Genomic DNA, 25,661 nt, shown 5'->3' with positions numbered 1-25,661 from the left:
CGCCGCACCACTGCACAGGAAGGAGGCAGCGCGATGGCCTCGATCGACGGACTCGTCTCCGGTCTGAACACCACCCAGATCGTCAGCTCGCTCATGGCAGCCGAACGCACCTCCGGCAACTACCTCGTCAAGGGCAAGAGCGACAGCCAGACCCTGGCCGGCGTCTACCAGGCCCTGAACGGCACCCTTGCCGCGCTCCAGACCGCGGCCAAGGCGTTCATCCCCGACACCATCACCAGGACGTCGGCCTGGACCTCGACGACGGCGGCCTCGACGCTGCCCACGTCGGTCACCGCGGCGCCCGGCCCCAGCGCCGTCCCCGGCAGCGCCACCTTCGTCGTCAAGAGCGTGGCCACCGCGGGTGCCGCGGTCTCCTCGGGCTCGGTCGGCTCCCTCACCACGGCGGTCGCCGACGGCCCGCTGCTGCTCACCCGCGGCCTGCCCGCCCTCGGTATGGCGTCCGCCACCCGGGGTGCGACCGTCGCCTCGGGCGCCCACCAGGTCGTCGTGACGCAGTCGTCCGCCGGTGCGGAGCTGGGCGGGTCGCCGCTCGCCGACACCGTGACCATCGACGCCTCGAGCAGCGCCCTGTCGGTCGACCTCGACGGCACCCCCAGCACCTTCACCCTCGCCCAGGGCACCTACACGCGCGACCAGCTCGCCGCGGAGGTCTCCCGGGCCTCGGGTGGCGCACTCGACGCCACCATCGGTGCCGACGGCGCCCTGCGCCTCGCGACCACCCACGAGGGCTCGGCCGCCAGCCTGCGGCTGACCGTCGCGAACACCGCGCTGGGCCTGGGCGACACCGCCACGACCGCGCGCGGTACCGACGCCGTCGTGAGCCTGGACGGCGTCGCGACCACCGTGGCCAGCCTGACCCGGGGGAGCCAGCTCTCCCTGACGGGCGCCGGCGGGGACAGCCTCGTGTTCACCCTCGCCGGGGGCCTGCGGGCAGGGGCCGCCAGCGCCACCGTCGTCGACCTCGCCCCGGGCTCCTCCCTCAACCAGGTGGTGTCCGCCATCAACGGGGCCGGTGCGGGGGTCCGGGCCACCGCGGTCCAGGTGTCCGCGACGGCGTACCGCCTGCAGCTGACCTCGATGACGACCGGTGCCGCCTCCGACGTCTCACTCGCCCCCGATGCGTTCCCCAGCGGGTTGTCCGGCCTCGGCGACATGGTCCGTCTCCAGTCCGGCACCGACACCGTCCTGCGGGTCGGCACCGGCCCGGGTGCCTTCGACGTCACCTCCCCGACCGCCACCGTGAACGGCCTGCTCACCGGCGTGGCGATCACGGCCACCAAGGCGGACCCGACCACGCCCGTGACCGTGACCGTCACCTCGGACGCCTCGGGCATCGCCGACCAGATGGACGCCCTGGTCAAGGCCGCCAACGCGACGTTGTCCTACATCAGCTCGAAGTCGGCGTACGCCGCGGACACCAAGACCGCGGGACCGCTGCTCGGCAGCTCGATGGCCCGGGACCTGTCCCAGCGCCTCGCCGACAACGCCATCGGCTCGTCCTCGGACCTGCCGTCGACGGCCGGGGTGCAGGTGGACCGCTCCGGCCAGCTCACCTTCGACCGCGAGGCCTTCCTCGCCGCGTACGCCGCGGACCCGGCGAAGGTGCAGGCCACCATGACCGGGCTCGCCCAGCGCCTCTCCGACACGGCCGCCGCCGCCTCGGACCCGCGTGACGGCTACGTCACCGGCGCCATCAACCTCGAGCAGGACCGGATCAAGGACTACACCGACCAGCTCGCGAACTTCGAGGTGCGGATGACGCTGCGCCAGCAGACGCTCCAGCGCCAGTACGCGTCGCTGGAGACCATGCTCGGCAGCCTCCGGGCCCAGAGCCAGTGGCTCACCGGACAGCTGGCGTCCCTGCCCACCCCCAACGCAGGCAAGAACTAGGAGACCCTGACGTGACGACCCCAGCCATGCTGCGCCGCCGCTACCGCACCGATGCCGTGTCCACCGCCTCGCCCGCGCGCCTCGTCGTCATGCTGTACGACCGCCTCGCCACCGACCTGCACACGGCCTCGGCAGCCGTCGGCGTGGCCGACATCGAGGGGGCCCACGTCGCCCTGCTGCACGCGCAGGAGATCGTCGCCGAGCTGAGCGGCTCCCTCGACCTCGAGGTGTGGCCGCAGGGCGAGGGCCTCGCCGCGCTCTACGACTTCCTGCGCGACCGCCTCGTGCGCGCCAACGTCACCAAGGACGCGGCCTTCATCGCCGAGTGCATCGAGGTCGTCGAGCCGTTGCGGGAGGCGTTCTCGGAGGCGGCCCTCGTGCCGGACACCGCATGAGTGCGGCCAGCTGGGCCCTGACCTGGGTGACCGCGGTGGCCGACACCAACGCCCGGCTCGACGCCTACGACCGCGCGCTCGCCGAGGGGCGGTTCGACCACGTGGAGGCGCTGGAGCTGCCGGTGGTCCGCGGCCCCCTGCCGCCCGCCCTGGCCGACGAGGCCCGGAGCCTGCACCTGCGGCTCGCCGACCTGGTCGAGCGCGTGCACGTGGTCATGGACTCCACGCAGCAGGAGCTCGACGCCGTACCCAGCCCGGCCGCGCGCCCGGAGCGCGGCAGCCGTCCGCCCGCCTACCTCGACGCGAGGGCCTGATGTCCAACTTCGCCAGCCTGGGCCTCGGGGCCCGTGCCCTCCAGGCCGCCCAGCGCGGGCTCGAGCTCTCCGGCCAGAACATCAGCAACGTCAACACCGCCGGGTACTCCCGCCAGCGCCTGGACCAGGTGGCCCAGGGCTCGGCCGCGGTGCCCGCGCTGTTCTCCCGGTCGAACGGCATGGGCGACGGCGTCCTGGTCCGTGGGGCCGACCGCATCCGCGACGAGTTCCTCGAGGCCCGTGCCCAGCAGGTCCGCGGGACCCAGGCCTCGGCCGCCACCGCACAGGCGACCCTCGGCTCGGTGGAGGCCGTCTTCGGTGAGCCCGGCAGCACCGGCCTCCAGGCGCAGATGGCGTCGTTCTGGAACACCTGGCACGACATCGCCAACGACCCGACCGGCGCCGCTCCCCGGCACCAGATGCTCGAGGTCGCGACCTCGCTGGCGGGTTCCTTCGCCCGGACCAGCCAGCAGCTCTCGCAGCAGTGGGCCGACACCCGTGAGCAGCTGAGTGCGACGGTCTCCGCGGTCAACCGCAGCGCCGAGGACATCGCGCGCCTCAACGACGCCATCCGCGCCGCCAACGCCTCGGGCACCCCCAGCAACGAGCTGGCCGACCAGCGCGACGACCTGGTGCTCCGCCTCGGTGAGAGCGTCGGCGCCGTCGGCCGCCTCGGCACCGACGGCACCGTGACCGTCACCGTGGGCGGCACGCCGCTGGTGAGCGGCTCCCGGGCGAGCGCCCTCGCGGTCAGCGGCCCCACGTCGTACCCGGGCGGGAGCGGGCCGGTCACGGTCACCTGGGCCGCGAGCGGCACGCCGGCCACGCTGAGCGGCGGCAGCACGCAGGGGATGCTCACCGCGCTCACCACGACGATCCCGGGGTACGTCTCCTCGCTCGACTCCGTCGCCGGCAAGCTGGCCGGGGCGGTCAACGCCCAGCAGGCGGCCGGCTTCGACCGGACCGGTGCCGCGGGAGCCGCGATCTTCGGGGGCACCTCCGCCGCCACGATGACGGTGACCCTCACCGACCCGCAGGGCGTGGCCGCCTCCAGCGCGCCACCGCCGGCCTACGACGGCGACAACGCCACCTCGATGGCCGGCCACCTCACCGACCCGGCCGGGGCGGACGCCACGTACCGAGCGGTCATCGTCGAGCTCGGCGTGCAGTCGCAGGGCGCCACCCGGCAGGCCGGTGTCCAGGACGTCATGATGCGGCAAGTCGACTCCGCGCGCCTCGGGGCCTCCAGCGTCAGCCTCGACGAGGAGATGACCAACCTGATGACCTACCAGCACGCGTACGAGGCGGCGGCACGCTTCGTCAGCGTCATCGACAGCGCGCTGGACTCCCTCATGAACATGGCCCGCTGAGCGCCGTGACCACCGACCAGACCGAGCACCGGAGCGTCCCGCGATGACCCGCGTCACCCCCACCACGTTGAGCAGCGGCGTGATGGCCGGCCTGCAGAGCAGCCTGGCCCGGCTGCAGCAGACCCAGGAACAGCTGGCCTCGGGGCGCCGGCTCAACCGTCCCTCCGACTCCCCGGTCGACACCGTCGCGGCGATGCAGCTGCGGGCGGAGCAGAAGCAGTCCGAGCAGCTGGAGCGCAACATCGACGACGGCCTCACCTGGCTCGACACCGCCGACCAGGCCCTCTCCCAGACCAGCACCGCCCTCAACCGCGTGCGCCAGCTCGCCCTCGCGGGGGCCAACGCCACCAACGGCCCGGCCGAGCGCGAGGCCATGGCCGCCGAGGTCGACCAGCTGCGGGCCGGCATCCTCGCCGTCGCCAACACGCAGTACCTCGGGCGCCCGGTCTTCGCAGGCACCCAGGACGTGGCCGCCGCCTTCGACCCGGCGACCGGCGCCTACGCGGGCAACAGCGCCACGGTCAACCGCACGGTCTCCTCCGACCAGGCGACGGGCAGGCTCGCGGTGAGCGTCCCCGGCGACCAGGCGTTCACGACCCTCCTGTCCGATGCCGCCGACCCGGCCGGTGCGGGTGTGCTGGCCCGGATCAGCGCCGCCCTGCGCAGCGGCGACGCCGCGGGCCTGCAGGCCGGCCTCGCCGACCTCGACTCCGCGTCGGACGCGGTGCGGTCGACCCAGAGCGTCGTCGGTGCGCGCACCAACCGCCTGCTCGCCGTGCAGGCCTCGGGCGCCCAGCGCTCGGACGCGGTGACCACCCAGCTCGCCTCGGTCGAGGGCATCGACCTCGCGAAGACGATCACCGACCTCTCGCTGCAGCAGACCGCCTACCAGGCGGCGCTCGGCGCGGCCGCGAAGATCGTCCAGCCGTCCCTCATGGACTTCCTGCGCTGACGGGCGATCCCGTGCGTTGACGCGGGTTTCCGGCACAAAGTCCTCAGGTGGCCCCGGCTGGTGCCGATGGGGGGACCGGCCATGGATGGCCGTCCGCCGCCAAGGACGTGTGGCATCACCGATCTTCCCCCCGCCACACCCCGGTGTGTCGTGATGCCCTTCCAGGAGAGCCATGATCGACCCCATCGGCGACACCACGGTGCGCGCCCTCAGCCAGGCCCTGTCCGGCCTGTCGCTGCGCCAGCGCACCATCGCCGACAACGTCGCCAACGTCGAGACGCCGCGCTTCCTCGCGGGCAAGGTCGACTTCGAGAGCAGCCTGCTCGCCGCCGTCGCGGACGGCCAGGACCCGGCGACCGCCACGATCGACACCCCGCGCTCCCTCGAGCCCACCCGGGCCAACGGCAACAACGTCAACCTGGACGAGGAGACGCTCGCCGGCGTGCAGACCGGCCTCACCTACCAGCTCGGCGTGCAGGCGATGACCGACCACTTCCAGCGGCTGCGGATCGCCATGGGAGGTGGCGCCTGATGACCCTCTTCGGCGCCATGAACATCGCGGGCTCGGGCCTGGTCCTGCAGCGCAAGTGGCTGGACGCGGTGTCCGACAACATCGCCAACATCAACACCGTCCGCAGCACGAGCGGCAACGCCTTCCAGGCGCGGTACGTCGTGGCCCAGGCCAACGACTACGGCAACGCCGCGGGCGTCCAGGTCGGCGGCATCGAGTACGGCGACGCGACCGGCCGCGTCGTCTACCAGCCCGACCACCCCCTGGCCGACGCGGACGGCAACGTCCGGCTGCCCGACATCGACCTGTCCGACCAGATGACCCAGCTGATCATGGCCCAGCGCGGCTACCAGGCGAACCTCGCCGTCGTGGAGCGCGCCCAGGCGGCGTACCAGCAGGCGATCGGGCTGGGCCGCTGACCATGGTGATCCCCCCGATCTCGCCCATCGCGAGCCTGCCCACCGCCGGTGTCGCCGCTGCCCCCGCCGCAGCCGACCCGGCTGCGTTCGGCAACGTCCTCGCCCAGGGCCTGGAGAAGCTGCAGAGCCTGCACCGCACGAGTGACTCGATGGCCGTGCAGGCGGTCACCGGACAGCTCACCGACATCCACGACTACACGATCGCGGCCAACGAGGCCGCGGTCGCGACGCAGCTCACGGTCGCCGTGCGCAACAAGGCCGTCGAGGCGTTCACCGAGATCATGCGGATGCCGATGTGAACGGCTTCGACCCGCGGGCGCTGCTCGCTCGCATCGGCCGGACCTTCGGCGGCTTCACCCCCGGCCAGCGCGTCGTCACCGCGGTGGCCGCGGTCGCCGTCGTCGTCGGCGGAGTCATGTTCGTGTCGTGGGTGTCCAAGCCGACCTACGCCCCGCTGTTCACCGGGCTCAGCACGACCGACGCCTCGGCCATCACCGCCAAGCTCACCGAGGCGGGGGAGCCGTACACCCTCGCCGACGGCGGCCAGACCGTCATGGTCCCGCAGGCCGACGTCTACCAGAAGCGGATCGACCTGTCGGGCCAAGGACTCCCGGCCGGCGACAACGGCACCCAGGGCTACTCGCTGCTCGACAAGCAGAGCATGACCAGCAGCGACTTCCAGCAGAAGGTCACCTACCAGCGGGCGCTCGAGGGCGAGCTCTCCAAGACCATCGAGTCGATCAATGGCGTGCAGGCCGCGGTGGTGCACCTCGCGATCCCGCAGGACGACGTGTTCTCCACGGACGCCTCGGCGCCCACCGGCTCGGTGCTCGTGAAGACGGCCCCCGGGATCAACCTGTCGTCGACCATCGTCGACTCGGTCGTCCACCTCGTCGCGGGCTCGGTGCCGAAGCTCAGCCCCGACAAGGTCACCGTGGCCGACGCCACCGGCCGGGTCCTCAACGCCGCGGGGGAGGGTGGTGGCGGCACCGCCGGTGCCGACGCGCGCGACACCCAGCGCCGCGCCGTGGCCGACGCGACCGCCGCCGCCGTCCAGTCGATGCTCGACAAGGTCGTCGGCCCGGGCAAGGCCGTCGTCCGTGTCGACGCCGACCTCAACTTCGACCAGCAGGTCATCGACCGCCAGCAGTACGTCCCCACCACCGGCAACCCGGCGCTCACCTCGTCCAAGACGACGGAGAAGTACAGCGGCGCGGGCGGCACCCCGGTCGGTGGCGTGCTCGGCCCCGACAACATCGGCGGCACCACGGCCGGTTCGGGCAAGAACGCCTACACCAAGGAGGAGGACACCCGGACCAACGCGGTGGGCACCCTCAAGGAGCAGACGACCACCGCACCCGGCCAGGTCAAGCGGCTGTCCGTCGCCGTCCTCCTCGACGCCAAGTCGGCGGGCAACGTCAACTTCAGCGAGATGAGCTCCCTCGTCTCCGCGGCGGCCGGCCTCGACCCCAAGCGCGGCGACGTCGTCCAGGTCAGCCAGATGGCCTTCGACACCACGGCAGCAGCCGCGGCCCAGAAGGAGCTCGACAAGGCGGCCGCCGACAAGAACCGCGCCGAGATGATCAGCCTCGGCAAGACCATCGGCCTCGGTGTCCTGCTGGTGCTCGCCCTCCTCATCGGCCTGAAGCGCTCACGTCGCGGCGCGCGCCCGGAGCCGCAGGAGATCGAGGTGTACCGCGTGCCCACCGCCCCGGCGCCCGTGGACTCCCTGCTCGAGGCCGCCGAGTCTCGCCCCGCCGCTCCCCGCGCGGTCGACGCCGTCACCGACGGCCGGGCGCGGGCCCGTGACGCCGTGGGCACCATGGCCCGCGAGCGGCCCGACGACATGGCCCGCCTGCTGCGCGGCTGGATCGCGGAGGACCGGACGTGACCCTGACGACCACCGGACTGCCCGGCCTCACCGGACTGACGGGCCTGCGCAAGGCCGCTATCCTGCTCGTCCAGCTCGGTTCCGAGGACGCCTCCCACGTCCTGCGGTCCCTGCGGCCCAGCGAGGTCGAGGCACTCACCAGCGAGATCGCCCGGCTCGAGGGCGCCGACCTCGACACCCAGGACTCGGTCCTGCACGAGTTCGAGGCGATGGTCAGCGCGGAGCGCTACTACATCCAGGGCGGCTTCGAGCTCGCCGAGGAGATGCTGGTCAAGTCGCTCGGGGCCGACCGGGCCAAGGAGGTCCTCGAGCGCCTGTCCGCGTCCCTCACGCAGATCCCGTTCGAGTTCCTGCGCCGCGTCGAGCCCCGCCTGCTGCTGTCGTTCCTCCAGGACGAGCACCCGCAGACCATCTCTCTCGTGCTCGCCCACATGGCCTCCGACCAGGCGGCCGTGGTGCTGAGCGGCCTTCCCACCGAGATGCAGGCCGACGTCGCCCACCGCCTCGCCGTGATGGACCGCACCTCGCCCGAGATCGTCAAGCAGGTCGAGGCGCACCTCGAGCGGCGCCTCGCCAACCTCGTGCAGAGCGCTGACTACTCCTCGGTCGGGGGCCTGGGGCCGCTCGTCGGCATCATCAACAGCTCCGAGCGGGCCACCGAGCGCCTCATCCTCGAGGGCCTGGAGGAACGCGACCCCGAGCTCGCCGAGGAGGTCCGGGCGCACATGTTCATGTTCGAGGACATCACCGGCCTCGACGACCGCGCCGTGCAGACCGTGCTGCGCCAGGTCGACACCAAGCAGCTCGCCCTCGCCCTCAAGGGCGTCACGCCCGAGGTGCGCGACAAGGTCACCCGCAACATGTCCGAGCGCGCTGCGGCAGGGCTGGTCGAGGAGATCGAGGTCATGGGCCCGGTGCGCCTCAAGCAGGTCGAGGAGGCGCAGGCGGTCATCATCCGGCTCATCCGCTCCCTCGAGGAGTCCGGCGACATCATCATCTCCAGGGGAGGCGGCGGCGATGACGTCATCCTCTGAGCTGCGACCGGCCACCGCCCTGCTGCGGGCCGGGGACGTCGTCGCCCGCCCCGCGGCGTTCTCCTCCCACCAGCTGGTGGCGGGCCAGGACGAGCCGACCGTGGAGCCCGACACCGGCCCCTCCGCCGCGTGGGAGGCCGGCCGTGAGGCCGGGTACCGCGCCGGGCTCCTCGCCGCCGAGCAGGAGCGGGCGCAGTGGCTCGCCGGGGCCCGCGACCGCGAGGCCGCCGACCGCAGCGCGCGCGAGCAGCAGTGGGCGGCCCTCTTCGCCTCGCTCACCTCGGCCGTGCACGACGTCGTGGACTCCGCGACGGTCCACGACCTGCACGCCACCGCAGCCCACCTCGGCGTCGAGATCGCCGAGGCCCTCGTCGGACACCACCTGGAGGTGGGCGACTGTGCTGCCCGCGACGCCGTGGGCCGCGCGCTCGCCGACGTCCCGCGGGGCGCCGAGGTGACGGTGCGCCTGCACCCCGACGACGCGGACCTGTCCCCGGCCGACGTGGCGACGATCGCCCCCGGCTGTGTCGTCGAGCTCGTCGTCGACGCCTCCGTCGAACGCAGCGGTGCAGTCGTCACCGTCGGCGACCGCACCGTCGACGCCCAGGTGGGGGCCGCCCTGGCCCGTGTCCGCGAGGTGCTCGCGCGATGACCGCCGTGCTCGACGACCTCGTCCGTGCGGCGCGCCCGCTGGTCACCGGCCGTGTCACCGGCGCCGTTGGTGTCGGCATCGAGGTCAGCGGCCTCGACGTCGCCGTCGGCGAGGCGGTGGAGGTCTGGGGGGACCACGGGCCGATCCTCGCCGAGGTGGTCGCCCTCGACGGCGACGCCGCCCGGTGCCTGCCCGTGTCGGACCTGCGCGGGGTGCGCCGTGGGGCCGTGGTGGCCACGACGGGCGGCCCGCTGCGCGTCCCGGTCGGCCGCGGGCTCGTGGGCCGCGTCGTCGACGCGCTGGGCCGGCCGATCGACGGTGGGCCCGCGCTCCAGGACGTGACGTGGGAGAGCAGCGACGGCGTCCCGCCGCCGGCCATGACCCGCGACCGCATCGACACCCAGCTGGGCCTCGGCATCCGCGCGCTCGACACCCTCGTGCCCTGCGGCCGCGGCCAGCGCATGGGCATCTTCGCCGGCTCCGGGGTCGGCAAGTCGAGCCTGCTGTCCATGGTCGTCCGCGGCACCGAGGCTCCGGTGTGCGTCCTCGCGCTGGTCGGCGAGCGTGGCCGCGAGGTCCGCGAGTTCGTCGAGCACGACCTCGGCCCCGAGGGACTGGCCCGCGCGGTCGTCGTCGTGGCGACCTCCGACGAGCCGGCCCTGGTCCGCCTGCACGCAGCCTTCACCGCCACCCGCATCGCGGAGTGGTTCCGCGACCAGGGGCAGGACGTCCTGCTCGCCATGGACAGCGTCACGCGCGTCGCGATGGCCCAGCGCGAGGTGGGCCTCGCCGCGGGCGAACCGCCGGCCACGCGCGGCTACCCGCCGTCGGTCTTCGGCCTGCTGCCCCGCCTCCTCGAGCGCGCCGGCACCTCCAGCGCCGGCAGCATCACCGGGCTCTACACCGTGCTCGTCGAGGGCGACGACATGAACGACCCCGTGGCCGACTCGGTGCGGTCCATCCTCGACGGCCACGTCGTCCTCGACCGCCGCCTGGCGACCTCGGGCCACTTCCCCTGCATCGACGTGCTCGAGTCGGTGTCGCGGACCACCCGTGCCCTCACCGACGGCGCCCAGCGCGAGTCCGCGACGGCCCTGCGCCGGCTGCTGGCGGCGCGCCGGGACGCCAAGGACCTCGTCGAGATCGGCGCCTACGTCGCGGGCAGCAACCCGCTCGTCGACCGGGCGCTGCACCACTCCGACGCCATCGACACGTTCCTGCGCCAGGACCTCGACGACGTGGCCGACCTGCACGAGAGCTGGGCCGGGCTCCACCAGCTGGCGGGGGCGCTGTGAGCACCCGCCGCGACCGGCTGCGCGTGGTCCTGCGCGTCCGGCAGATCCAGGAGGAGCGCCGCCAGGCGGACCACGCCCGCGCACTCGCCGCCGCTGCCGAGGCTGCGGGGGTGTCCGCGTCGGCCCGGCGCCGTTACGAGGAGAGCTCGGTCCGCGCGCCGGGGAGCGACCCGGTGTCGTTCGTCGGGGCCAGGACGCTGGCCGTCGCCCGGGCCGCCCACGTGGCGGAGGCGGCGACGCTGCATGCCCTCGCCGTGGGCGAGAGCGACCTGGCGCGGGCCCTGCTGACGGAGGCCATGACCCGTACGCAGGGGCTCGAGCGCCTCGTCGAGCGTGCCGACGTCGTGCGCCTGCGCGAGCGCCTGGCCGCCGACCAGCGGGCAGCCGAGGAGAGCGCCTACGCCTCCCGTGGCCGGGGAGGGGTACGCGCATGAGCATTGACACGACCGGTCCCGCGGCCGCGCTGGCCCGGGTCGCGGCCATCCAGTGCAGGTTCGCCGTGATGGCAACGCCCGCGGCCACCACTGCCCCCTCCGGCGCAGCCACGGCGACCCGGGGTGCCGGGGCCGCAGCCGGCGGGGCCGCCGCTCCGTCGTTCGACGCCGCGCTCACCGCTGCGATGGGCGAGGTCGGGGCGACCACCGGCGACCCGTCCGCCAACGACGTCGGTGCCCGGGCGCTCGCCGCCGCCAGGAAGTACCTCGGCGTGCCCTACGTCTGGGGTGGCACCGACCCGAAGAAGGGCCTGGACTGCTCCGGCCTCGTGCAGCGGGCCTTCCGCGACGTCGGGGTCGAGCTGCCCCGGGTGGCGGCCGACCAGGCGCGCGCCGGCACCGCCGTGCCCGACCTCGCGCACGCCCGGCCCGGCGACCTGCTCGCCTTCGGCAGCCCGGTCGACCACATCGGCATCTACGCGGGCAACAACCAGATGGTCGTCGCCCCCCGCGCAGGGAAGGACGTCATGGTCCAGGACGTGTACCGGACGCCCACGGCCATCCGGCGCATCAGCGACCCCGGCGGGGTCACCGCGTCGTCCGGCGCCTCCTTCTCCGCGGCCTCGGTCGGACCCACCACGACCGGCGCGTCCGGCACGACGTCCTTCGACGCCGCTGCCGCCGCACCCTGGGTGCCGGCACAGCTGCGGTCGGTGTTCGCGGCCGCCGCAGCGCGGCACGGGGTGCCCGTCCAGCTGCTGGCCGGGGTCGCCCGGGCCGAGAGCGGGTTCGACGCCTCCGCGGTCAGCCCGGCCGGGGCCGTCGGCCTCATGCAGCTCATGCCGGCCACGGCCCGCGGCCTCGGGGTCGACCCCCGCGACCCGGCCCAGGCGGTCGACGGCGCCGCGCGCCTGCTCGCCAGCCACCTCGACCGGTTCGGCTCCGTGCCGCTCGCGCTCGCGGCGTACAACGCCGGCCCCGGTGCCGTGCAGCGCTACGGGGGCATCCCGCCCTACCCGGAGACCCAGCAGTACGTGCGCCGCGTGCTCGGCTACGCCGGGATCGCGGCATGAGCCGGGTGCCGGGACCCGTCGTCCCCGCCACGCCGTCGGTCCGCGCGGACCGCCCGCGGGGGGCGGCGACCTCCGTCGACGACGGCGCAGGGTTCGCCGCCGCGCTGGACAGCCGGCTGCGCCGCGACGTCCAGCCGCGCACGGACGACGCCGCAGGTGGCCGCCAGCACCCCCGCACGAGCGCTCCGCGCCGACCGGCCCCCGGGGGCGCCGACCGTGAGGTACCCAAGCAAGACACCGACCCTGCCGGGTACCCCGCGCAGGCCCCGGTCGACGGGCGCGACAGCTCGGCCGTCTCGACCGCAGGGGCAGGTTCCACGAACGGTGCCGGCCAGGGGACCGGTCCCGGATCCGGGGACACCGCGGCCGTCGCCACTGCGGTCGGGCAGGCGGCGTCCGGCGCCGCGGCGACCTCGGCAGTGCCCGCGTCCGGTGCGCTCGCCCCGGTCGACGCCGTCCCCGGGGCCACGTCGCCCGTCGGTGCCACGGCCCTCGGTCGCGGTGTGGCGGTGCCCGGACCCGTTGCCGTCCCCACGGTTGCCACGGGCCCCGCGTCCGTGCCGCGCACCGCGAACCTCCCTGCCGGACCCGGCCCGGGCGCCGCCACGTCCACCCCCGCCACCGATCTCGGTGCGCCCGTGGACGGCCCCGGCTCCGCGACCGCCGCCGACACCGTCGCTGGTCAGGCTCCGGCTCCCGTCGCCGGTGCCCCGGGCGCCGCTGCGACCCCCGACGCCGCCGCAGCGGGTGCCGCCCCGGCCGCCGGCGCCCACCACCGAGCCGGGTCACCCCACGCGGGTCACGCCGCCGACGTCAGCGGGGTCGTGGCCGCCGACGCCGCCGGGACCGCGACGGCGGGGACGTCCCCGGCCGCCGGTCCCGTGCCCGGGTCCGAGTCGGCCGCACCAGGGCTCCCGGCAGCGGACCCCGTGGCCGCACCGCCCACCGGCGCCGCCGGCCAGGGGGCAACCACCCCCGAGCCCACGGCGTCGGCCGCCGGACCCCAGGCCTCCACGCCGGTCCCCGCCGCGGTCCCCACGACGCCCGCCCCAGCGGCCACCATCGCCGTCGCGCCGCCGGTCCAGGCCCAGGTCCTCGCCGCGGTCTCCCCGCTCCTGCGCGGTCCGGACGGCAGCCACCGCCTCACCCTCCAGCTCGCCCCGGAGCACCTCGGCCGCGTGCGGGTGGAGGTCACCGTCTCCGGTGCGGAGGTCGCCCTCCACCTCGTGGCGGCCGACGCCGGCACCCGCGAGACCCTGCGCCACGGGCTCGCCGACCTGCGCGCCCAGCTCGAGCAGTCGGGCCTGCGCACCACCGAGGTCGAGGTCCGGCTCGGGACGCCCGACCAGGGCGGTGCCGGCGGCGCGGACCTCGCGAAGTCCGACCGTGAGCCGTCCGCACGGGGCGGGCACGGCGCCGTACCCGGCCGGGCGACCCACGGCGACACCCGCACCGGCGCACCCGCCCCCCGTCCCGCCACCCCCGACGTCCTCCTCGACGTCAGAATGTGAGGCCGCCCGTGACCACCCCGATCAGCAGCAACCCGTATGCCGCGCAGGCCATCGGGCAGCCCCCCGCGACCCAGTCGGCGGCACAGACGGCCATCGGGCCCACCATGGGCGGCGACGCGTTCCTCAAGCTGCTCGTGGCCCAGCTGAAGTACCAGGACCCGAGCAAGCCCGTCGACAGTGCCGCGTTCATGGCGCAGACGGCGCAGATGCAGATGGTCGAGACGCTGCACGAGCTCGTCGACCAGAACTCGGCCGTCATCGCCGGGCAGAACAGCCTCAGCGCCCTCGCCCTCGTGGGCCAGCGCGTGACCTACACCGTCGGTGGCACCTCGGCCAGCGGCACCGTCGACTCGGTCAGGCTCACCGCGACCGGGCCCAAGCTCCTCGTCAACGACACCGAGGTGCCGCTCAACACGGTCACCGAGGTCGCCCGCGGCGCCACCCCACCCAGCACGACCGGCTCGACCTCCCCCACCTCCGGCACCCCCACCGCCCCAGCCACCGCAAAGGACTGACCATGCTCCGTTCGCTCTTCTCGGCCGTCTCCGGCCTGCGCTCGCACCAGACGATGATGGACGTCATCGGCAACAACATCGCCAACGTCAACACCACGGGCTACAAGTCGAGCCAGACGGTGTTCGAGGACACCCTGAGCCAGGCGCTGCGCAGCGCGGGTGCCCCGCAGAACGGCGGTGGCGGCACCAACCCGGCGCAGGTCGGGCTCGGCGTCCGGGTGGCCGGGGTCAGCACCAACTTCTCCCAGGGCAGCACGCAGGTCACCGGTCGCCAGAGCGACATGGCGATCCAGGGCGACGGCTTCTTCGTCGTCCAGAAGGACGGCCAGACGATGTACACGCGCGCCGGCGCCTTCTCGTTCGACGCCCTGGGCAACCTCGTGAGCCCCGAGGGTGGCCGGGTGCAGGGCTGGCCGGCCGTCAACGGCGCCATCAACACCAACGCCTCGGTCACCGGGCTGCGGCTGCCCGTGGGGCAGGTCCTGGCCCCGACCGCGACGACGACCATCGACGTGGGCGGCAACCTGCCCGCGGACGCCGCCAACGGCGCGACGGTCGTGCACAGCATCGACATCGTCGACGCGCAGGGCCGCACCATCCCGGCGACGACCACCTACACCAAGACCGGCACGAACACCTGGTCGGCGGCGACGACGGTCCCCGGCCCCGGCGGCTCCACCACCAACGTCGGCACCTCCACCCTCACGTGGGACCCGGCCGCGGAGTCGTTCACGGCCTCGACGATGACGCTGAGCAGCGCGTCCCTGGGCGTGGCCGGCTACCGCTTTCCGGCCGACGTGACGGTCACCATCGGCGGCGACGCCACCCCGCTGACCCAGTACGCCGGTGCCGGCACCGCCACCGCCCGCAACCAGGACGGCGCCACGATGGGTGAGCTGCAGAGCTTCACCATGGACTCCAGCGGCATCCTCGTCGGCATCTTCTCCAACGGCCGCACCGAGCAGCTCGGCCAGGTCGCGCTCGCCAACTTCACCAACCCCGGTGGCCTCGAGAAGGCGGGTGACTCGATGTTCCGCGGCACCGCGAACTCGGGCGCCGCCTCCATCGGCGCGGCCGGCAGCGGCGGCCGGGGCATGCTCGGCAGCGGCATGCTCGAGATGAGCAACGTCGACCTCGCCCAGGAGTTCACCAACCTCGTCGTCGCCCAGCGCGGCTTCCAGGCCAACTCCCGCGTCGTCAGCGCCTCCGACGAGATCCTCCAGGACCTGGTCAACCTCAAGCGCTGACCCGACCAGCCGACCGCCGCGGGCGGTGGGGTGCGGACCGCCGCCCCCACCGCCCGCTGCCGTGTCCTGGGCAGGTCCTGACCGGTCCCGGACCCGTACCGGGCGTGTCACCAGCGGGTCCTCACCATTGCCTCAGGTATGCGGTGCTGCTGCCGATGGGAGGGGTGCGCGCCACGGATGGCCGCGCACGATGTGACCCAAGGATGGACCCCCATGATCGCTGTGACGCGCCGCAACGGCACCTGCTTCGCCCTCAACCCCGACCTCATCGAACGGGTCGAGGCCACCCCGGACACCGTCATCACGCTCGTGGGCGGCTCCCGCTACGTGGTCACGGAGACCGTCGACCAGGTCGTGCGGGAGGTGCGCGACTTCCGGGCCGCGGTGCTCTCCGCGGCCGACGTGGTCCGGCCCGCACCCGCCCCGCGCCCCGGTCTGCACGCCGTCCCGGACACGGACCTCTGAGATGGAGATCGCGACCCTCGTCGGGATCGTCGTCGTCCTCGGTGCGGTCTTCACCTCGCTGATCATGGAGGGGGCGTCCCCGACGTCCATCCTCCTGCTGCCGCCCATCGTCCTCGTCTTCGTCGGCACCATCGGCGCAGCCATGGCGGGTGGCTTCATGAGCGACCTGGCGGTCGTCGGCAAGCAGCTCGCCCGCGCCTTCACGGCCAAGGCCCCGCAGAGCGACGAGGTCGTCGAGGAGCTCGTCTCCATGGCCGACACCGCCCGCCGCGAGGGCCTGCTGGCGCTGGAGGAGCGGTCCCGCACCCTCGATGACCCGTTCCTGCGCCAGGGCATCGAGATGACCGTGGACGGCACCGACGCCGACGAGATCTACGACGTCCTGCACGCGCAGATCCAGACGCGCAAGAAGCGCGACCGGCTCGGGATCAAGTTCTTCGCCGACATGGGTGGCTACGCCCCGACCATCGGCATCATCGGGACCGTCATCGGCCTCATCCACGTCCTGGGCAACCTGTCGTCGCCGGAGACGCTGGGCGAGCTCATCGCCAGCGCGTTCGTCGCCACCCTCTGGGGTGTCATGAGCGCCAACGCCATGTGGCTGCCCCTGTCCAACAAGCTCAAGCGGCTCAGCGAGGTCGAGGTCGCCCACCTCGAGCTGCTGCTCGAGGGCGTCCTGGCCATCCAGTCGGGCACCAGCCCCCGCGTGGTGGAGAAGCGGCTGCGCGCCGTGCTCTCCGCCGAGCCGGGCAGCAGCCCCGCGCAGCTCGCGCCGGAGGCGGCGTGAGCGCCGGGGCGGCCCGCGGCACCAAGGGGCCCGGACGCCGCCGTGGCGCGACGGAGGAGCACGAGGAGGAGGCGGAGAACGCCGAGCGCTGGCTGCTCAGCTACGCCGACATGATCACCCTGCTCATGGCCCTGTTCATCGTGCTCTTCGCGATCAGCCAGGTCGACCAGCAGAAGCTCATCGCCCTCTCCTCGGGGCTCGACCAGTACTTCGGCGAGCCTGCCGCGCACACGAGCTCCACCGGGATCCTCGACGGGGCTCCCCAGTCGGCGCCGGACGGCCGCGCGGTCGCCCCGCAGCCCACCCGCACCGAGAGCGCGCTGGTGCTGCCGCGTCCCGCCAGCGCCCAGGCGCCGGCCCCCGACTCACGCACCCAGGGCACCGACCCCGCTGCGCAGGCCGGGCAGGAGCAGCGTGACGACCTCACCGCGATCCGCGACCGGATCGCCGCGTCCCTCAAGGCCAAGGGCCTCGCGGGGTCGGTGGTCTTCGAGGTCCGTGACCACGGCCTGGTCGTCAACGTCGTCACCGACCGCGTGCTCTTCGAGGCGGGCGAGGCCACGCTGCGCCCCGAGGGCCGCCGGGTGCTGGACGCCATCGCGCCCACGCTCAGCGTGCTGCCCAACCAGCTCACCGTCGAGGGCCACACCGACAACCGCCCCATCTCGGGCCGGTTCGCCTCCAACTGGGAGCTGTCGACCGAGCGCGCCACCACGGTGCTGCGCTACGTCCTGACCCGTGGCGTCGCCGGCTCCCGGGTCTCGGCGGCGGGGTACGCCGACCAGCGCCCGCTGTCGAGCAACGCCACCGAGGCCGGGCGCGCCCGCAACCGCCGCGTCGCCATCGTCGTGCACGCTCTGGCCGCACCCGAGGTCGTCTCCTCGTCCCAAACCCTCACGTCCACCACCACCGGAGACTGACATGTCCACCGCCACCGCGACCGCCCCGGTCGCCGCCCCCGCCGAGACGGGACGCCGCCGCAAGCCGCTCGTCCTGGTCGTCGTCGCCGTCCTCGTGCTCGCCCTCGCCGGAGGCGGATTCGTCCTCATGCGCGGCTCCGGCGGTGCGTCGGCAGCCGAACCCGTCCCGGGCCCGGTCGTCGACCTCGAGCCACTGACGCTCAACCTGGCCGACGGCCGCTTCCTCAAGGTGGGCCTGTCCCTCCAGCTGACCGCCGACGCGGCGAGCAGCCACGGCAAGGAGGGTGTCAACGGGGCCAAGGCCCGTGACGCCGCGATCCAGATCTTCGGCCAGCGCACCTACAGCCAGCTGCTCACCCCCAAGGGCCGGGAGACCGCCCGCAAGGCCCTCGACACCGAGGTCAGGCGCCGCTACGACGGCGAGGTGATGAAGGTCTACCTGACCGAGTTCGTCATGCAGTAGGCGGCCGACCGCACACACTTCACCCGGAAGCCTCAAGAGGCGCTGCTCCCTGCCGATCAGGGAGGTCGTGAGTGCCGAGCCCGTGTCCTACGACTTCCGCAGTCCGGGCCGGCTCAGCCGTGAGCGGGTGCGGGCGCTGCAGGTCGCCAACGAGACCTTCGCCCGCCAGCTGTCGACCGTGCTGTCGACGACCCTGCGGGCCGTCGTGCACGCCCGCGTCGTGTCCGTGCGGCAGGTGACGTACGACGAGTACGTCCGCACCCTGCCCAACCCCTCCCTGCTCACCGTGCTCGCGTTCGACGGGCTCCCGGGCGCCGGCCTCTTCCAGATGCCCATGGGCGTGGTCATGAGCGTCATCGACCGCCTCCTCGGCGGCGCCGGTGGCAAGGATCAGCCCAGCCGCGCCCTCAGCGACATCGAGACCGGGCTCATCCGCAGCCTGGTCACCAGGGTGGCCGCCGAGCTGACCTACGCGTTCGAGTCGATCGCGCCCGTGCACGCCGAGGTCACGAGCCTGGAGTCCAACACCCAGTTCCTCCAGCTCGCGCCCCCGGCCGACCCCGTGGTCACCACGGCGGTCGAGCTGCGCATCGGCGACCAGGTGGCCACCGCCACCCTCTGCCTGGCCCTGTCCACCCTCAAGCCGGTGCTCGCGTCGGTCGACCAGCTGTCGGCCCCCGCTGTCGACGGCCCGCGCGACGCCGCGGCCCGATCGGTCGAGCAGCGCCTCCAGCAGGTGGAGATCGACGTCCGCGTCGCCTTCCGTGAGGTGACGCTCACCTCCGCCGAGGTGTTCTCCCTCGCCGTGGGGGACGTCGTCCCGCTGCGCCACCCCGTCGCCGAGCCGCTCGTGGTCGCCGCCGACGGCGTCACCGTCGCCTCCGCCACCCCCGGCAGCCACGGCAAGCGCCTCGCCTGCCAGATCGTCGGGCCCTGACCCCCGTCGTACCCCGAGCACGACCCCCACGCCGTACCCGAGCACGACCCCCACGCCGTACCCCGCACTGCACGACCCCCCGAACCGCACCACCCGGCACCGCCCCCGAACCGCCCCCACCGGAGGACACCCCCATGACGATGACCGCGCCCCAGGTCGACGACGCCCTGCTCGCCGCCGCGACGTTCGTGGCAGAGCGCCTCGGTGCCCCGACGGGCTTCGTCGTGCGTGCTGTCGACGCCGCCGAGTGGTCGTTCGTGGCCGCCGGTGGGGGCCACGCGTTCACCACCGTCGTCGACGGCGCCTGGGACGGCAACGCCGCGCTCCTCCTGCCCGTCGACGGCGACGCCGGCCGGGCCGGCGAGGTGCTCACCGACGCCGTCCACGCGATGGCGCTGCAGGTCGGACCGCTCGTGCCGGGCGCGCCCCGGCCGGTCGAGGTGGGCACCCTCACCGCGCAGGAGGGCCAGCGGGTCGTCGCCGTCCTCGACGGCGCGGCGCTCGTCGCCGCCTTGGTCCTCACGCCCGCTCCGTCGCGCGAGGCCGCCCCCGCAGCGGCCACCTTCCGCGCCTTCGGTGAGACGGCTGCGCCCGCCGCGGTCGACCCCCGTCGCCTGCACCTGCTGCGCGACGTCGAGATGGGCATCAGCGTCGAGCTCGGCCGCACCCGGATGACCGTGCAGGAGGTGCTCGCCCTCGCCCCCGGTGTGGTGCTCGAGCTCGACCGCGCCGCCGGCAGCCCCGTCGACGTGCTCGTCAACGGCACCCTCATGGCCCGCGGTGAGGTGGTCGTGGTCGACGAGGAGTTCGCCGTCCGCGTCACCGAGGTCGTCAGCGACGCCGACGCCCGGCAGCGCGCATGAGCGACGGCTCGGTGGCGCTCGCCGTCCTGCGCCTGCTCGTCTCGCTCGGCGCCGTCCTCGCCCTGCTCGTCGTCCTCGCCCGCTACGCCGCCAAGCGCGGCCTCGGCGGGGCCCGTACGGGTCGGGGCACGGTCTCGGTCGACGTGCTCTCTCGCCGCCCGCTCGGCAAGAGCTCCTCGGTCCAGGTCGTCCAGGTCGGGTCGCGGGTGATGGTCCTCGGTGTCACAGAGCGGTCCGTCAGCGTCCTCACCGAGCTCGACGGGTCCGACCTGGCGGTCGCCACGGAGCCCGTCGAGTCGGACCTGTCTCCTGCCCGGACCGCGGTGGAGCCGTCTGCCGCCGACCTCGTCCTCGCCGGGTCGGTGTCCGCGCCCGCGGAGGTCCCGTCCCGCGCCGCCCGCCGGGTCGCGGGCGCCGCGCGTCCCGGGCAGCCGCTCGGCTGGCCCTGGTCCGCGGCCGCCCTCGTGCTCGGCCAGGGACGCCCGCGTCGTGGCTGACCGTCCCTGGCCCACCCGCGCACGCCGGGTGCTGGTCGTCGGTGCGCTCGCCCTCGTGGGCCTCGCCGGACCGGCCGCGGCCGCACACGCGACGACGCCGTCGACGGCCGCCCCGGCGACCGTACGGGTGTCCACCGCAGCGGCCCCCGTGCTGGCCCTGCCCGGTGCGGCTCCTGCCATCGCTGCCCCCGCGGCGCCCACGCCGCCGAAGCCCACGACGAACCCCACCACCAAGCCGGGGGTGTCCGTCGTGGTGGACCCCAACCTGGGCAAGCCCAGCCAGACGGTCAGCATCATCCTGCTGCTCACCGTGCTGTCCGTCGCCCCGGCGATCCTCGTGCTGTGCACGTCCTTCACCAAGATCGTCGTGGTGCTCTCGCTGACCCGGAACGCTTTGGGCACCACCACGATCCCGCCCAACCAGGTCCTCGCCGGGCTCGCGCTGTTCCTCAGCCTGTTCATCATGTCGCCGGTCCTGTCGGACATGAACGACGCCGGCGTCCAGCCCTACCTCAAGGGCGAGGTCACGCAGACGCAGGCTTTCGACGCGGGCGTGAAGCCGTTGCGCGAGTTCATGATGAAGCAGACGCGGCCGGCCGAGCTCGCGACCATGGTCAGGCTCAGCGACCAGGCTGCCCCGGCGAAGCCCGACGACGTGGCGCTGACGACCCTCATCCCGGCGTTCGTGCTGTCCGAGCTGAAGTCCGCGTTCATCATCGGGTTCGTCGTGTTCGTGCCGTTCCTCGTCATCGACGTGGTCGTCAGCTCGGTGCTGATGTCGATGGGCATGATGATGCTGCCGCCTGCCCTGATCTCGCTGCCGTTCAAGCTCCTGCTCTTCGTCATGGTCGACGGCTGGGGCCTCATCGCGACCGCGCTCGTCCAGAGCTACCACTGAGGCCGCGGCGATGACCGACTCCGACGTCGTCCACATCGGCCTGCAGGCGATGCTCGTCAGCGCCAAGCTGGCCATGCCCGTCCTGCTCGTCGCCCTCGGCATCGGGTTCGCCGTGTCGCTGGTCCAGGCCGTCACCCAGGTGCAGGAGGTGACGCTGAGCTTCGTACCCAAGCTGCTCGGCGTCGCGGCGGTCCTGCTCGTCGGCGGGCACTGGATGCTCCAGGAGATGGTGTCGTTCACGCGGATGCTGTTCGACCTGCTGCCCCAGCTGCTCGACTGATGCGCGCCCAGGTCTCGGCCGACACCCTCGTCGTGCTGCTCCTCGCGACGGTGCGGATGTCGGCGTTCTTCGCCATCGCCCCGCCGTTCAGCAGCAAGGCGGTGCCGGCGCGGATCAAGGCGGCCCTCGCGTTCGCGGTGGCACTCTGCCTCCTGCCGAGCCTGTCCGGCCAGTCGCCCTCGCTCGACCTGCTGTCGCTGCTCGGCGCAGTGCTGTTCCAGGTCGTCGTCGGCTCCGCCATGGGTTTCGTCGTCCACGTCGCCGTGTCGGTCGTCCAGGCGGCGGGTGAGCTCCTCGACCTCGCCAGCGGTTTCACCCTCGCCAGCCTCTACGACCCGCTGTCCAACGTCTCGAGCAGCATGTTCGGGCGCATCCAGCAGCTGCTCGCGGTCACGTTGCTGTTCGCCGCCAACGGGCACCTGCTGCTCGTCCGCGGGCTCATGACGACGTTCGAGACGGTGCCGCTGCGCCCGATGGTGCCGGGTGAGATGGCGCGCCTGGCGACGCAGGACCTCGGGCGCTTCCTCGCGGGGGCGCTTCAGATCGCGGCGCCGGTGCTGGCGGTGCTGTTCCTCGCCGAGCTGGCCCTGGGACTCGTCAGCCGGGCCGTGCCGACGCTCAACATCTTCGCGATGAGCTTCCCGGTCAAGATCCTGCTGGCGATCTCGCTGGCCGGGGTCACCTTCGCCCTGCTGCCGGGGGCGGTCAGCAAGCTCCTCGACCAGGCTGCCCGCGACATGGTCACGGTGGCGACGGTGACGGGGTCACGGAAGTGAGCGACAAGGCGCAGCGGACCGAGAAGCCGACCCCGCAGAAGCTCAAGGAGGCCAAGCGCGACGGGCAGGTGCCGCGTACCGCCGAGCTCAGCGCCTGGGTCGCCGTCCTCGTCGCGAGCGTCCTCGTGCCCGCCTTGGTGCGCAGGCTCGTCGAGCTGTTCGACGAGCTGCTCGCCGACCTCCAGCAGGTCATCGTCGACCCCGACCCGGACGTGGCCATGCAGGTCCTGCGGACCGCAGCCGTCGACGCGCTGCTGCTGCTCCTGCCCCTGATGGCCGCCATGGTGGTCGCCGCGATCGTGAGCAACGCCGCGCAGGGCGGCATCCGCGTCTACGCCAAGCGCTTCAAGCCGAGGTGGGAGACGCTCAACCCCGCCAAGGGCCTCAAGCACCTCGTCGGTGCGCACGCAGCGTGGACCCTCGCCAAGACGCTGCTCAAGTTCGTGGTCTTCGGCTGGGTCGGCTACCGCGCCGTCCGCGGCATCGCCACCCAGGTGGCCGCGACGGGCCAGTGGTCGCTGGGTGCCTCGGTGTCAGCGGGGGTGGGTGCGGCGCTCGGGGTGCTGCGCGTCGTGGCGGTGCTCGGGCTGGTCCTCGCCGCGGCCGACTACGTCATGGAGAGGCGCCGGATCGGCGCGTCCCTGCGGATGAGCCACGAGGACATCAAGCGCGAGAGCCGCTCGTCCGAGGGCGACCCGCTGCAGAAGGGCATGATCCGGGGCAAGCAGCGCGAGCTGAGCCGCAACCGGATGCTCTCCGACCTGTCCTCGGCCGACCTCGTCCTGGTCAACCCCACCCACGTCGCGGTGGCGCTCGCGTACGAGCCCGGTACCGGTGCGCCCCGCGTGGTGGCCAAGGGTGCGGGGCTCGTCGCCGCCCGCATCCGTGAGCAGGCGGCGGCCCAGAAGCTGCCCCTGGTCGAGGACGTGCCGCTGGCCCGGATGCTCTACCGCAGCTGCTCGATCGGCCAGGAGATCCCGGCCGAGCTGTACGACGCCGTGGCCGGGGTCTTCGTGTTCGTCATGGGCCTGCGGCAGCGGGGCACGGCTGCGTACGGCGTCCACCGCAACCCCGCGGCGGCGCGGGGCGAGGCGGAACCCTCAGGAGCACGGCCCGCCCGTCGATAGGGAGGTGTCATGACTCCTGCACCCGCTGCCCGCAGCCACCGCGAGGCCCGATGAGGTCCAACCGGCTCGGCCAGGTGGCCATCCCCGCCGGCATCGTCGCGATCGTCGTGATGATGGTGGTGCCGCTGCCCAGCGTGGTGCTCGACATGCTGCTCGCGGTGAACCTCACCTTCTCGGTGCTGGTCCTGCTGGTCGCCCTCAACGTGAAGCGGCCCCTGGACTTCCGCGTCTTCCCGTCGCTGCTGCTCATCGCCACGCTGTTCCGCCTGGCCCTCAACGTCAGCGCGACCCGCCTCGTCCTGCTCGACGGGTTCGCCGGCAAGGTCATCGACGCCTTCGGCCACTTCGTCGTCGGCGGCTCGATCGTCGTCGGCCTGGTCATCTTCGTGATCCTCGTGGTCATCCAGTTCGTGGTCATCACCAACGGTGCCGGCCGCGTCGCGGAGGTGGCCGCGCGGTTCACCCTCGACGCCATGCCCGGCAAGCAGATGGCCATCGACGCCGACCTCAACTCCGGCCTCATCGACGAGGACGAGGCGCGCCGGCGCCGCGCGGACGTCTCGGCGGAGGCCGACTTCTACGGCGCCATGGACGGTGCCTCCAAGTTCGTCAAGGGTGACGCGATCGCGGCGATCGTCATCACCCTCGTCAACCTCGTCGGTGGCCTGGTCATCGGCGTCGTGCAGAACAAGCAGGCGTTCGGCGACGCGGTGTCCACCTACAGCCTGCTGTCCGTCGGCGACGGCCTGGTCTCCCAGATCCCCGCCCTGCTGATGTCGATGTCCACCGGCCTCATCGTCACCCGCGCCACCACCGAGCGGGCGATGGGCAGCGACCTGGTGCACCAGTTCGGCCAGCAGCGCCAGCCGATCCAGCTCGCCGGTGCCGCCGTGATGTGCCTGGCCGTCATCCCGGGCCTGCCCAAGCTGCCCTTCCTCCTCGTGGGCGGTGCGGCCCTGCTCATCGCCCGCCAGCTGCCCCGGCCGGAGGAGCAGGAGGCGGCGAAGGCCAGTGCCGCCGCTGCCGCCGCGGCGCCCGCTCCCTCGCAGGACAGCCCGGAGGTGCTGGCCCACGACATCCGGGTCGAGCCCCTGGAGCTCGAGCTCGCCTACGACCTCATCGGCCTGGTCGACGCCAGCGCCGGGGGAGACCTCCTCGACCGCGTCAAGGCCCTGCGCCGCAAGCTCGCCCACGAGCTGGGGATCGTCATCCCCCTCGTGCGGACCCGCGACAACATCGACCTCCCGCCCCACACGTATGCCGTGCGCCTGCACGGTGTCGAGGTCGCCCGCGGCGAGGCCCCGGCCGGCATGGTCCTCGCGATCGGTGACCACCTCGCGGCGCTCGAGGGCACGCCCACGCGGGAGCCGGTGTTCGGCCTCGAGGCCAAGTGGGTGCCGGTGCACCAGCGCGGCCGGGCCGAGCAGGTGGACGCGACCGTGGTCGACCGCTCGTCGGTCGTCACGACCCACCTCGCGGAGATGGTGCGCCAGCACGCCCACCAGCTGCTCGGGCGTGAGGACGTCAAGCTGCTCGTCGAGGCCGTCCGCACCACCCACCCCGCGGTGGTCGAGGAGATGACCCCGTCGCCGCTGGCGCTGGGTGAGGTGCAGCGGTGCCTGCAGGGCCTGCTCGCAGAAGGGGTCTGCATCCGCGACCTCGTCCGCATCTTCGAGGCCGTGTCGCTGCGCGCCCGCGTGAGCACCGACCCCGACGGCCTGGTCGAGGCCGCCCGCCTCGCGCTCGGCCCGGCGATCGCCGCCTCCCACGCGGTCAACGGGGAGCTGCACGTCCTGACCTTCGACCCGCGCCTGGAGCAGCGGCTGCTCGAGTCGCTGCGCAGCGGCGAGGGCGGCAGCCAGCTGCTGGTCGACCCCTACTTCGCCGAGCGGCTCGCCACCGAGGCCGTGCGGGTGTCGCAGGTCGCCGAGCAGACGGGCGTCCAGCCGGTGCTCGTCTGCGCCCAGCCGTTGCGCCGCGCGGTCCGCCGCCTGATCGAGCCCGGTGCGCCGCAGCTGGCCGTGCTCGCCTACTCCGAGCTCGGCGGGCACCTGCGCCTGACCACGGCCGGCGTCGTCGACGTCGTCGAGAGCGCGGTGGCCTGACGTGACCGCCTCGACCCTC

General features: G+C 73.6%; 29 protein-coding genes. All 29 read left to right on the top strand.

Annotated features, from left to right (window positions below; translation table 11 throughout):
- The first annotated feature begins 33 nt into the window (after positions 1–33).
- The 29 genes from fliD (at position 34) to flhA (ending at position 25,642) form a co-directional block, all read left to right on the top strand.
- The gene (fliD, locus tag ABEA42_RS02675; RefSeq protein WP_345500982.1) at positions 34–1,911 is read left to right on the top strand and encodes a flagellar filament capping protein FliD; all 1,878 of its coding nucleotides are present in this window, start codon (positions 34–36) and stop codon (positions 1,909–1,911) included.
- 11 nt (positions 1,912–1,922) lie between these two features.
- Positions 1,923–2,306: a flagellar export chaperone FliS gene (gene fliS / locus ABEA42_RS02670; RefSeq protein ID WP_345500980.1), complete on the top strand. Its 384-nt coding sequence runs from the start codon at positions 1,923–1,925 to the stop codon at positions 2,304–2,306.
- Positions 2,303–2,620, top strand: a complete 318-nt coding sequence (locus ABEA42_RS02665; RefSeq protein ID WP_345500978.1) for a hypothetical protein — start codon at positions 2,303–2,305, stop codon at positions 2,618–2,620. The genes fliS and ABEA42_RS02665 overlap by 4 nt, the downstream gene beginning before the upstream one ends.
- Positions 2,620–3,990: a flagellar hook-associated protein FlgK gene (gene flgK / locus ABEA42_RS02660; protein WP_345500977.1), complete on the top strand. Its 1,371-nt coding sequence runs from the start codon at positions 2,620–2,622 to the stop codon at positions 3,988–3,990. The genes ABEA42_RS02665 and flgK overlap by 1 nt, the downstream gene beginning before the upstream one ends.
- A 43-nt stretch (positions 3,991–4,033) precedes the next feature.
- Positions 4,034–4,942 carry a flagellar hook-associated protein FlgL gene (gene flgL, locus ABEA42_RS02655; protein WP_345500976.1) on the top strand — a complete coding sequence of 303 codons (909 nt, stop codon included), beginning with the start codon at positions 4,034–4,036 and terminating at the stop codon, positions 4,940–4,942.
- Between the two features lie 172 nt (positions 4,943–5,114).
- The gene (flgB, locus tag ABEA42_RS02650; protein WP_345500974.1) at positions 5,115–5,474 is read left to right on the top strand and encodes a flagellar basal body rod protein FlgB; all 360 of its coding nucleotides are present in this window, start codon (positions 5,115–5,117) and stop codon (positions 5,472–5,474) included.
- Positions 5,474–5,872 (top strand): flagellar basal body rod protein FlgC, encoded by a 399-nt coding sequence (gene flgC, locus ABEA42_RS02645; protein WP_345500972.1) that lies wholly within the window; start codon positions 5,474–5,476, stop codon positions 5,870–5,872. Before flgB ends, flgC begins: the two co-directional genes overlap by 1 nt.
- Positions 5,873–5,874: 2 nt before the next feature.
- A complete protein-coding gene (gene fliE / locus ABEA42_RS02640) occupies positions 5,875–6,171 on the top strand; it encodes a flagellar hook-basal body complex protein FliE (RefSeq protein ID WP_345500971.1) in 297 nt (98 codons plus the stop codon).
- A complete protein-coding gene (fliF, locus tag ABEA42_RS02635) occupies positions 6,168–7,763 on the top strand; it encodes a flagellar basal-body MS-ring/collar protein FliF (RefSeq protein ID WP_345500970.1) in 1,596 nt (531 codons plus the stop codon). The genes fliE and fliF overlap by 4 nt, the downstream gene beginning before the upstream one ends.
- Entirely contained in the window at positions 7,760–8,797 is a 1,038-nt protein-coding gene (gene fliG / locus ABEA42_RS02630) for a flagellar motor switch protein FliG (RefSeq protein WP_345500968.1), read from the top strand. Before fliF ends, fliG begins: the two co-directional genes overlap by 4 nt.
- Positions 8,781–9,449 carry a FliH/SctL family protein gene (locus ABEA42_RS02625; RefSeq protein ID WP_345500966.1) on the top strand — a complete coding sequence of 223 codons (669 nt, stop codon included), beginning with the start codon at positions 8,781–8,783 and terminating at the stop codon, positions 9,447–9,449. Before fliG ends, ABEA42_RS02625 begins: the two co-directional genes overlap by 17 nt.
- Entirely contained in the window at positions 9,446–10,744 is a 1,299-nt protein-coding gene (locus tag ABEA42_RS02620) for a FliI/YscN family ATPase (RefSeq protein WP_345500965.1), read from the top strand. The genes ABEA42_RS02625 and ABEA42_RS02620 overlap by 4 nt, the downstream gene beginning before the upstream one ends.
- Positions 10,741–11,178: a hypothetical protein gene (locus tag ABEA42_RS02615; protein ID WP_345500964.1), complete on the top strand. Its 438-nt coding sequence runs from the start codon at positions 10,741–10,743 to the stop codon at positions 11,176–11,178. Before ABEA42_RS02620 ends, ABEA42_RS02615 begins: the two co-directional genes overlap by 4 nt.
- The gene (locus ABEA42_RS02610) at positions 11,175–12,251 is read left to right on the top strand and encodes a transglycosylase SLT domain-containing protein (protein WP_345500962.1); all 1,077 of its coding nucleotides are present in this window, start codon (positions 11,175–11,177) and stop codon (positions 12,249–12,251) included. Before ABEA42_RS02615 ends, ABEA42_RS02610 begins: the two co-directional genes overlap by 4 nt.
- Positions 12,248–13,762, top strand: coding sequence for a flagellar hook-length control protein FliK (locus ABEA42_RS02605; RefSeq protein ID WP_345500960.1), 1,515 nt, complete (start codon positions 12,248–12,250; stop codon positions 13,760–13,762). Before ABEA42_RS02610 ends, ABEA42_RS02605 begins: the two co-directional genes overlap by 4 nt.
- 8 nt (positions 13,763–13,770) lie before the next feature.
- Positions 13,771–14,277 carry a flagellar hook assembly protein FlgD gene (locus ABEA42_RS02600; RefSeq protein ID WP_345500959.1) on the top strand — a complete coding sequence of 169 codons (507 nt, stop codon included), beginning with the start codon at positions 13,771–13,773 and terminating at the stop codon, positions 14,275–14,277.
- A 2-nt stretch (positions 14,278–14,279) separates the two neighbouring features.
- The gene (locus ABEA42_RS02595; RefSeq protein ID WP_345500957.1) at positions 14,280–15,524 is read left to right on the top strand and encodes a flagellar hook protein FlgE; all 1,245 of its coding nucleotides are present in this window, start codon (positions 14,280–14,282) and stop codon (positions 15,522–15,524) included.
- Between the two features lie 213 nt (positions 15,525–15,737).
- Positions 15,738–15,989 (top strand): flagellar FlbD family protein, encoded by a 252-nt coding sequence (locus tag ABEA42_RS02590; protein ID WP_345500955.1) that lies wholly within the window; start codon positions 15,738–15,740, stop codon positions 15,987–15,989.
- 1 nt (position 15,990) lies between these two features.
- Positions 15,991–16,776 (top strand): motility protein A, encoded by a 786-nt coding sequence (locus ABEA42_RS02585; RefSeq protein WP_345500953.1) that lies wholly within the window; start codon positions 15,991–15,993, stop codon positions 16,774–16,776.
- Positions 16,773–17,696, top strand: a complete 924-nt coding sequence (locus ABEA42_RS02580) for a flagellar motor protein MotB (protein ID WP_345500951.1) — start codon at positions 16,773–16,775, stop codon at positions 17,694–17,696. Before ABEA42_RS02585 ends, ABEA42_RS02580 begins: the two co-directional genes overlap by 4 nt.
- A 1-nt stretch (position 17,697) precedes the next feature.
- Positions 17,698–18,159: a flagellar basal body-associated FliL family protein gene (locus ABEA42_RS02575; protein WP_345500949.1), complete on the top strand. Its 462-nt coding sequence runs from the start codon at positions 17,698–17,700 to the stop codon at positions 18,157–18,159.
- A gap of 67 nt (positions 18,160–18,226) precedes the next feature.
- Positions 18,227–19,096: a flagellar motor switch protein FliM gene (locus ABEA42_RS02570; RefSeq protein WP_345500948.1), complete on the top strand. Its 870-nt coding sequence runs from the start codon at positions 18,227–18,229 to the stop codon at positions 19,094–19,096.
- A 134-nt stretch (positions 19,097–19,230) separates the two neighbouring features.
- The gene (gene fliN / locus ABEA42_RS02565; protein WP_345500946.1) at positions 19,231–19,959 is read left to right on the top strand and encodes a flagellar motor switch protein FliN; all 729 of its coding nucleotides are present in this window, start codon (positions 19,231–19,233) and stop codon (positions 19,957–19,959) included.
- Entirely contained in the window at positions 19,956–20,456 is a 501-nt protein-coding gene (locus tag ABEA42_RS02560; RefSeq protein WP_345500944.1) for a flagellar biosynthetic protein FliO, read from the top strand. Before fliN ends, ABEA42_RS02560 begins: the two co-directional genes overlap by 4 nt.
- On the top strand, positions 20,449–21,354 hold the full coding sequence (gene fliP, locus ABEA42_RS02555) for a flagellar type III secretion system pore protein FliP (RefSeq protein ID WP_345500942.1): 906 nt from the start codon (positions 20,449–20,451) through the stop codon (positions 21,352–21,354). The genes ABEA42_RS02560 and fliP overlap by 8 nt, the downstream gene beginning before the upstream one ends.
- 10 nt (positions 21,355–21,364) lie before the next feature.
- Positions 21,365–21,634 (top strand): flagellar biosynthetic protein FliQ, encoded by a 270-nt coding sequence (locus ABEA42_RS02550; RefSeq protein WP_345500940.1) that lies wholly within the window; start codon positions 21,365–21,367, stop codon positions 21,632–21,634.
- The gene (locus ABEA42_RS02545) at positions 21,634–22,410 is read left to right on the top strand and encodes a flagellar biosynthetic protein FliR (RefSeq protein ID WP_345500938.1); all 777 of its coding nucleotides are present in this window, start codon (positions 21,634–21,636) and stop codon (positions 22,408–22,410) included. Before ABEA42_RS02550 ends, ABEA42_RS02545 begins: the two co-directional genes overlap by 1 nt.
- A complete protein-coding gene (locus tag ABEA42_RS02540) occupies positions 22,407–23,537 on the top strand; it encodes an EscU/YscU/HrcU family type III secretion system export apparatus switch protein (protein WP_345500937.1) in 1,131 nt (376 codons plus the stop codon). Before ABEA42_RS02545 ends, ABEA42_RS02540 begins: the two co-directional genes overlap by 4 nt.
- A gap of 50 nt (positions 23,538–23,587) precedes the next feature.
- On the top strand, positions 23,588–25,642 hold the full coding sequence (flhA, locus tag ABEA42_RS02535) for a flagellar biosynthesis protein FlhA (RefSeq protein ID WP_345500935.1): 2,055 nt from the start codon (positions 23,588–23,590) through the stop codon (positions 25,640–25,642).
- Positions 25,643–25,661 lie beyond the last annotated feature (19 nt).

The organism is Pedococcus ginsenosidimutans (genome assembly GCF_039544395.1).
Lineage (GTDB): Bacteria > Actinomycetota > Actinomycetes > Actinomycetales > Dermatophilaceae > Pedococcus > Pedococcus ginsenosidimutans.
This window is presented reverse-complemented; position numbering and strand designations above follow the sequence as displayed.

Bases quoted from the DNA above. Each gene is read 5' to 3' on its own strand.
- ABEA42_RS02625 (WP_345500966.1), top strand. From the start codon at position 8,781: ATGACGTCATCCTCTGAGCTGCGACCGGCCACCGCCCTGCTGCGGGCC.
- ABEA42_RS02605 (WP_345500960.1), top strand. From the start codon at position 12,248: ATGAGCCGGGTGCCGGGACCCGTCGTCCCCGCCACGCCGTCGGTCCGC.
- flgK (WP_345500977.1), top strand. From the start codon at position 2,620: ATGTCCAACTTCGCCAGCCTGGGCCTCGGGGCCCGTGCCCTCCAGGCC.
- ABEA42_RS02585 (WP_345500953.1), top strand. From the start codon at position 15,991: ATGGAGATCGCGACCCTCGTCGGGATCGTCGTCGTCCTCGGTGCGGTC.
- ABEA42_RS02560 (WP_345500944.1), top strand. From the start codon at position 19,956: ATGAGCGACGGCTCGGTGGCGCTCGCCGTCCTGCGCCTGCTCGTCTCG.
- ABEA42_RS02545 (WP_345500938.1), top strand. From the start codon at position 21,634: ATGCGCGCCCAGGTCTCGGCCGACACCCTCGTCGTGCTGCTCCTCGCG.
- ABEA42_RS02665 (WP_345500978.1), top strand. From the start codon at position 2,303: ATGAGTGCGGCCAGCTGGGCCCTGACCTGGGTGACCGCGGTGGCCGAC.
- ABEA42_RS02595 (WP_345500957.1), top strand. From the start codon at position 14,280: ATGCTCCGTTCGCTCTTCTCGGCCGTCTCCGGCCTGCGCTCGCACCAG.
- flgC (WP_345500972.1), top strand. From the start codon at position 5,474: ATGACCCTCTTCGGCGCCATGAACATCGCGGGCTCGGGCCTGGTCCTG.
- fliE (WP_345500971.1), top strand. From the start codon at position 5,875: ATGGTGATCCCCCCGATCTCGCCCATCGCGAGCCTGCCCACCGCCGGT.
- ABEA42_RS02575 (WP_345500949.1), top strand. From the start codon at position 17,698: ATGTCCACCGCCACCGCGACCGCCCCGGTCGCCGCCCCCGCCGAGACG.
- flgB (WP_345500974.1), top strand. From the start codon at position 5,115: ATGATCGACCCCATCGGCGACACCACGGTGCGCGCCCTCAGCCAGGCC.
- ABEA42_RS02620 (WP_345500965.1), top strand. From the start codon at position 9,446: ATGACCGCCGTGCTCGACGACCTCGTCCGTGCGGCGCGCCCGCTGGTC.
- flhA (WP_345500935.1), top strand. From the start codon at position 23,588: ATGAGGTCCAACCGGCTCGGCCAGGTGGCCATCCCCGCCGGCATCGTC.
- ABEA42_RS02610 (WP_345500962.1), top strand. From the start codon at position 11,175: ATGAGCATTGACACGACCGGTCCCGCGGCCGCGCTGGCCCGGGTCGCG.
- flgL (WP_345500976.1), top strand. From the start codon at position 4,034: ATGACCCGCGTCACCCCCACCACGTTGAGCAGCGGCGTGATGGCCGGC.
- fliN (WP_345500946.1), top strand. From the start codon at position 19,231: ATGACGATGACCGCGCCCCAGGTCGACGACGCCCTGCTCGCCGCCGCG.
- ABEA42_RS02550 (WP_345500940.1), top strand. From the start codon at position 21,365: ATGACCGACTCCGACGTCGTCCACATCGGCCTGCAGGCGATGCTCGTC.
- ABEA42_RS02590 (WP_345500955.1), top strand. From the start codon at position 15,738: ATGATCGCTGTGACGCGCCGCAACGGCACCTGCTTCGCCCTCAACCCC.
- fliD (WP_345500982.1), top strand. From the start codon at position 34: ATGGCCTCGATCGACGGACTCGTCTCCGGTCTGAACACCACCCAGATC.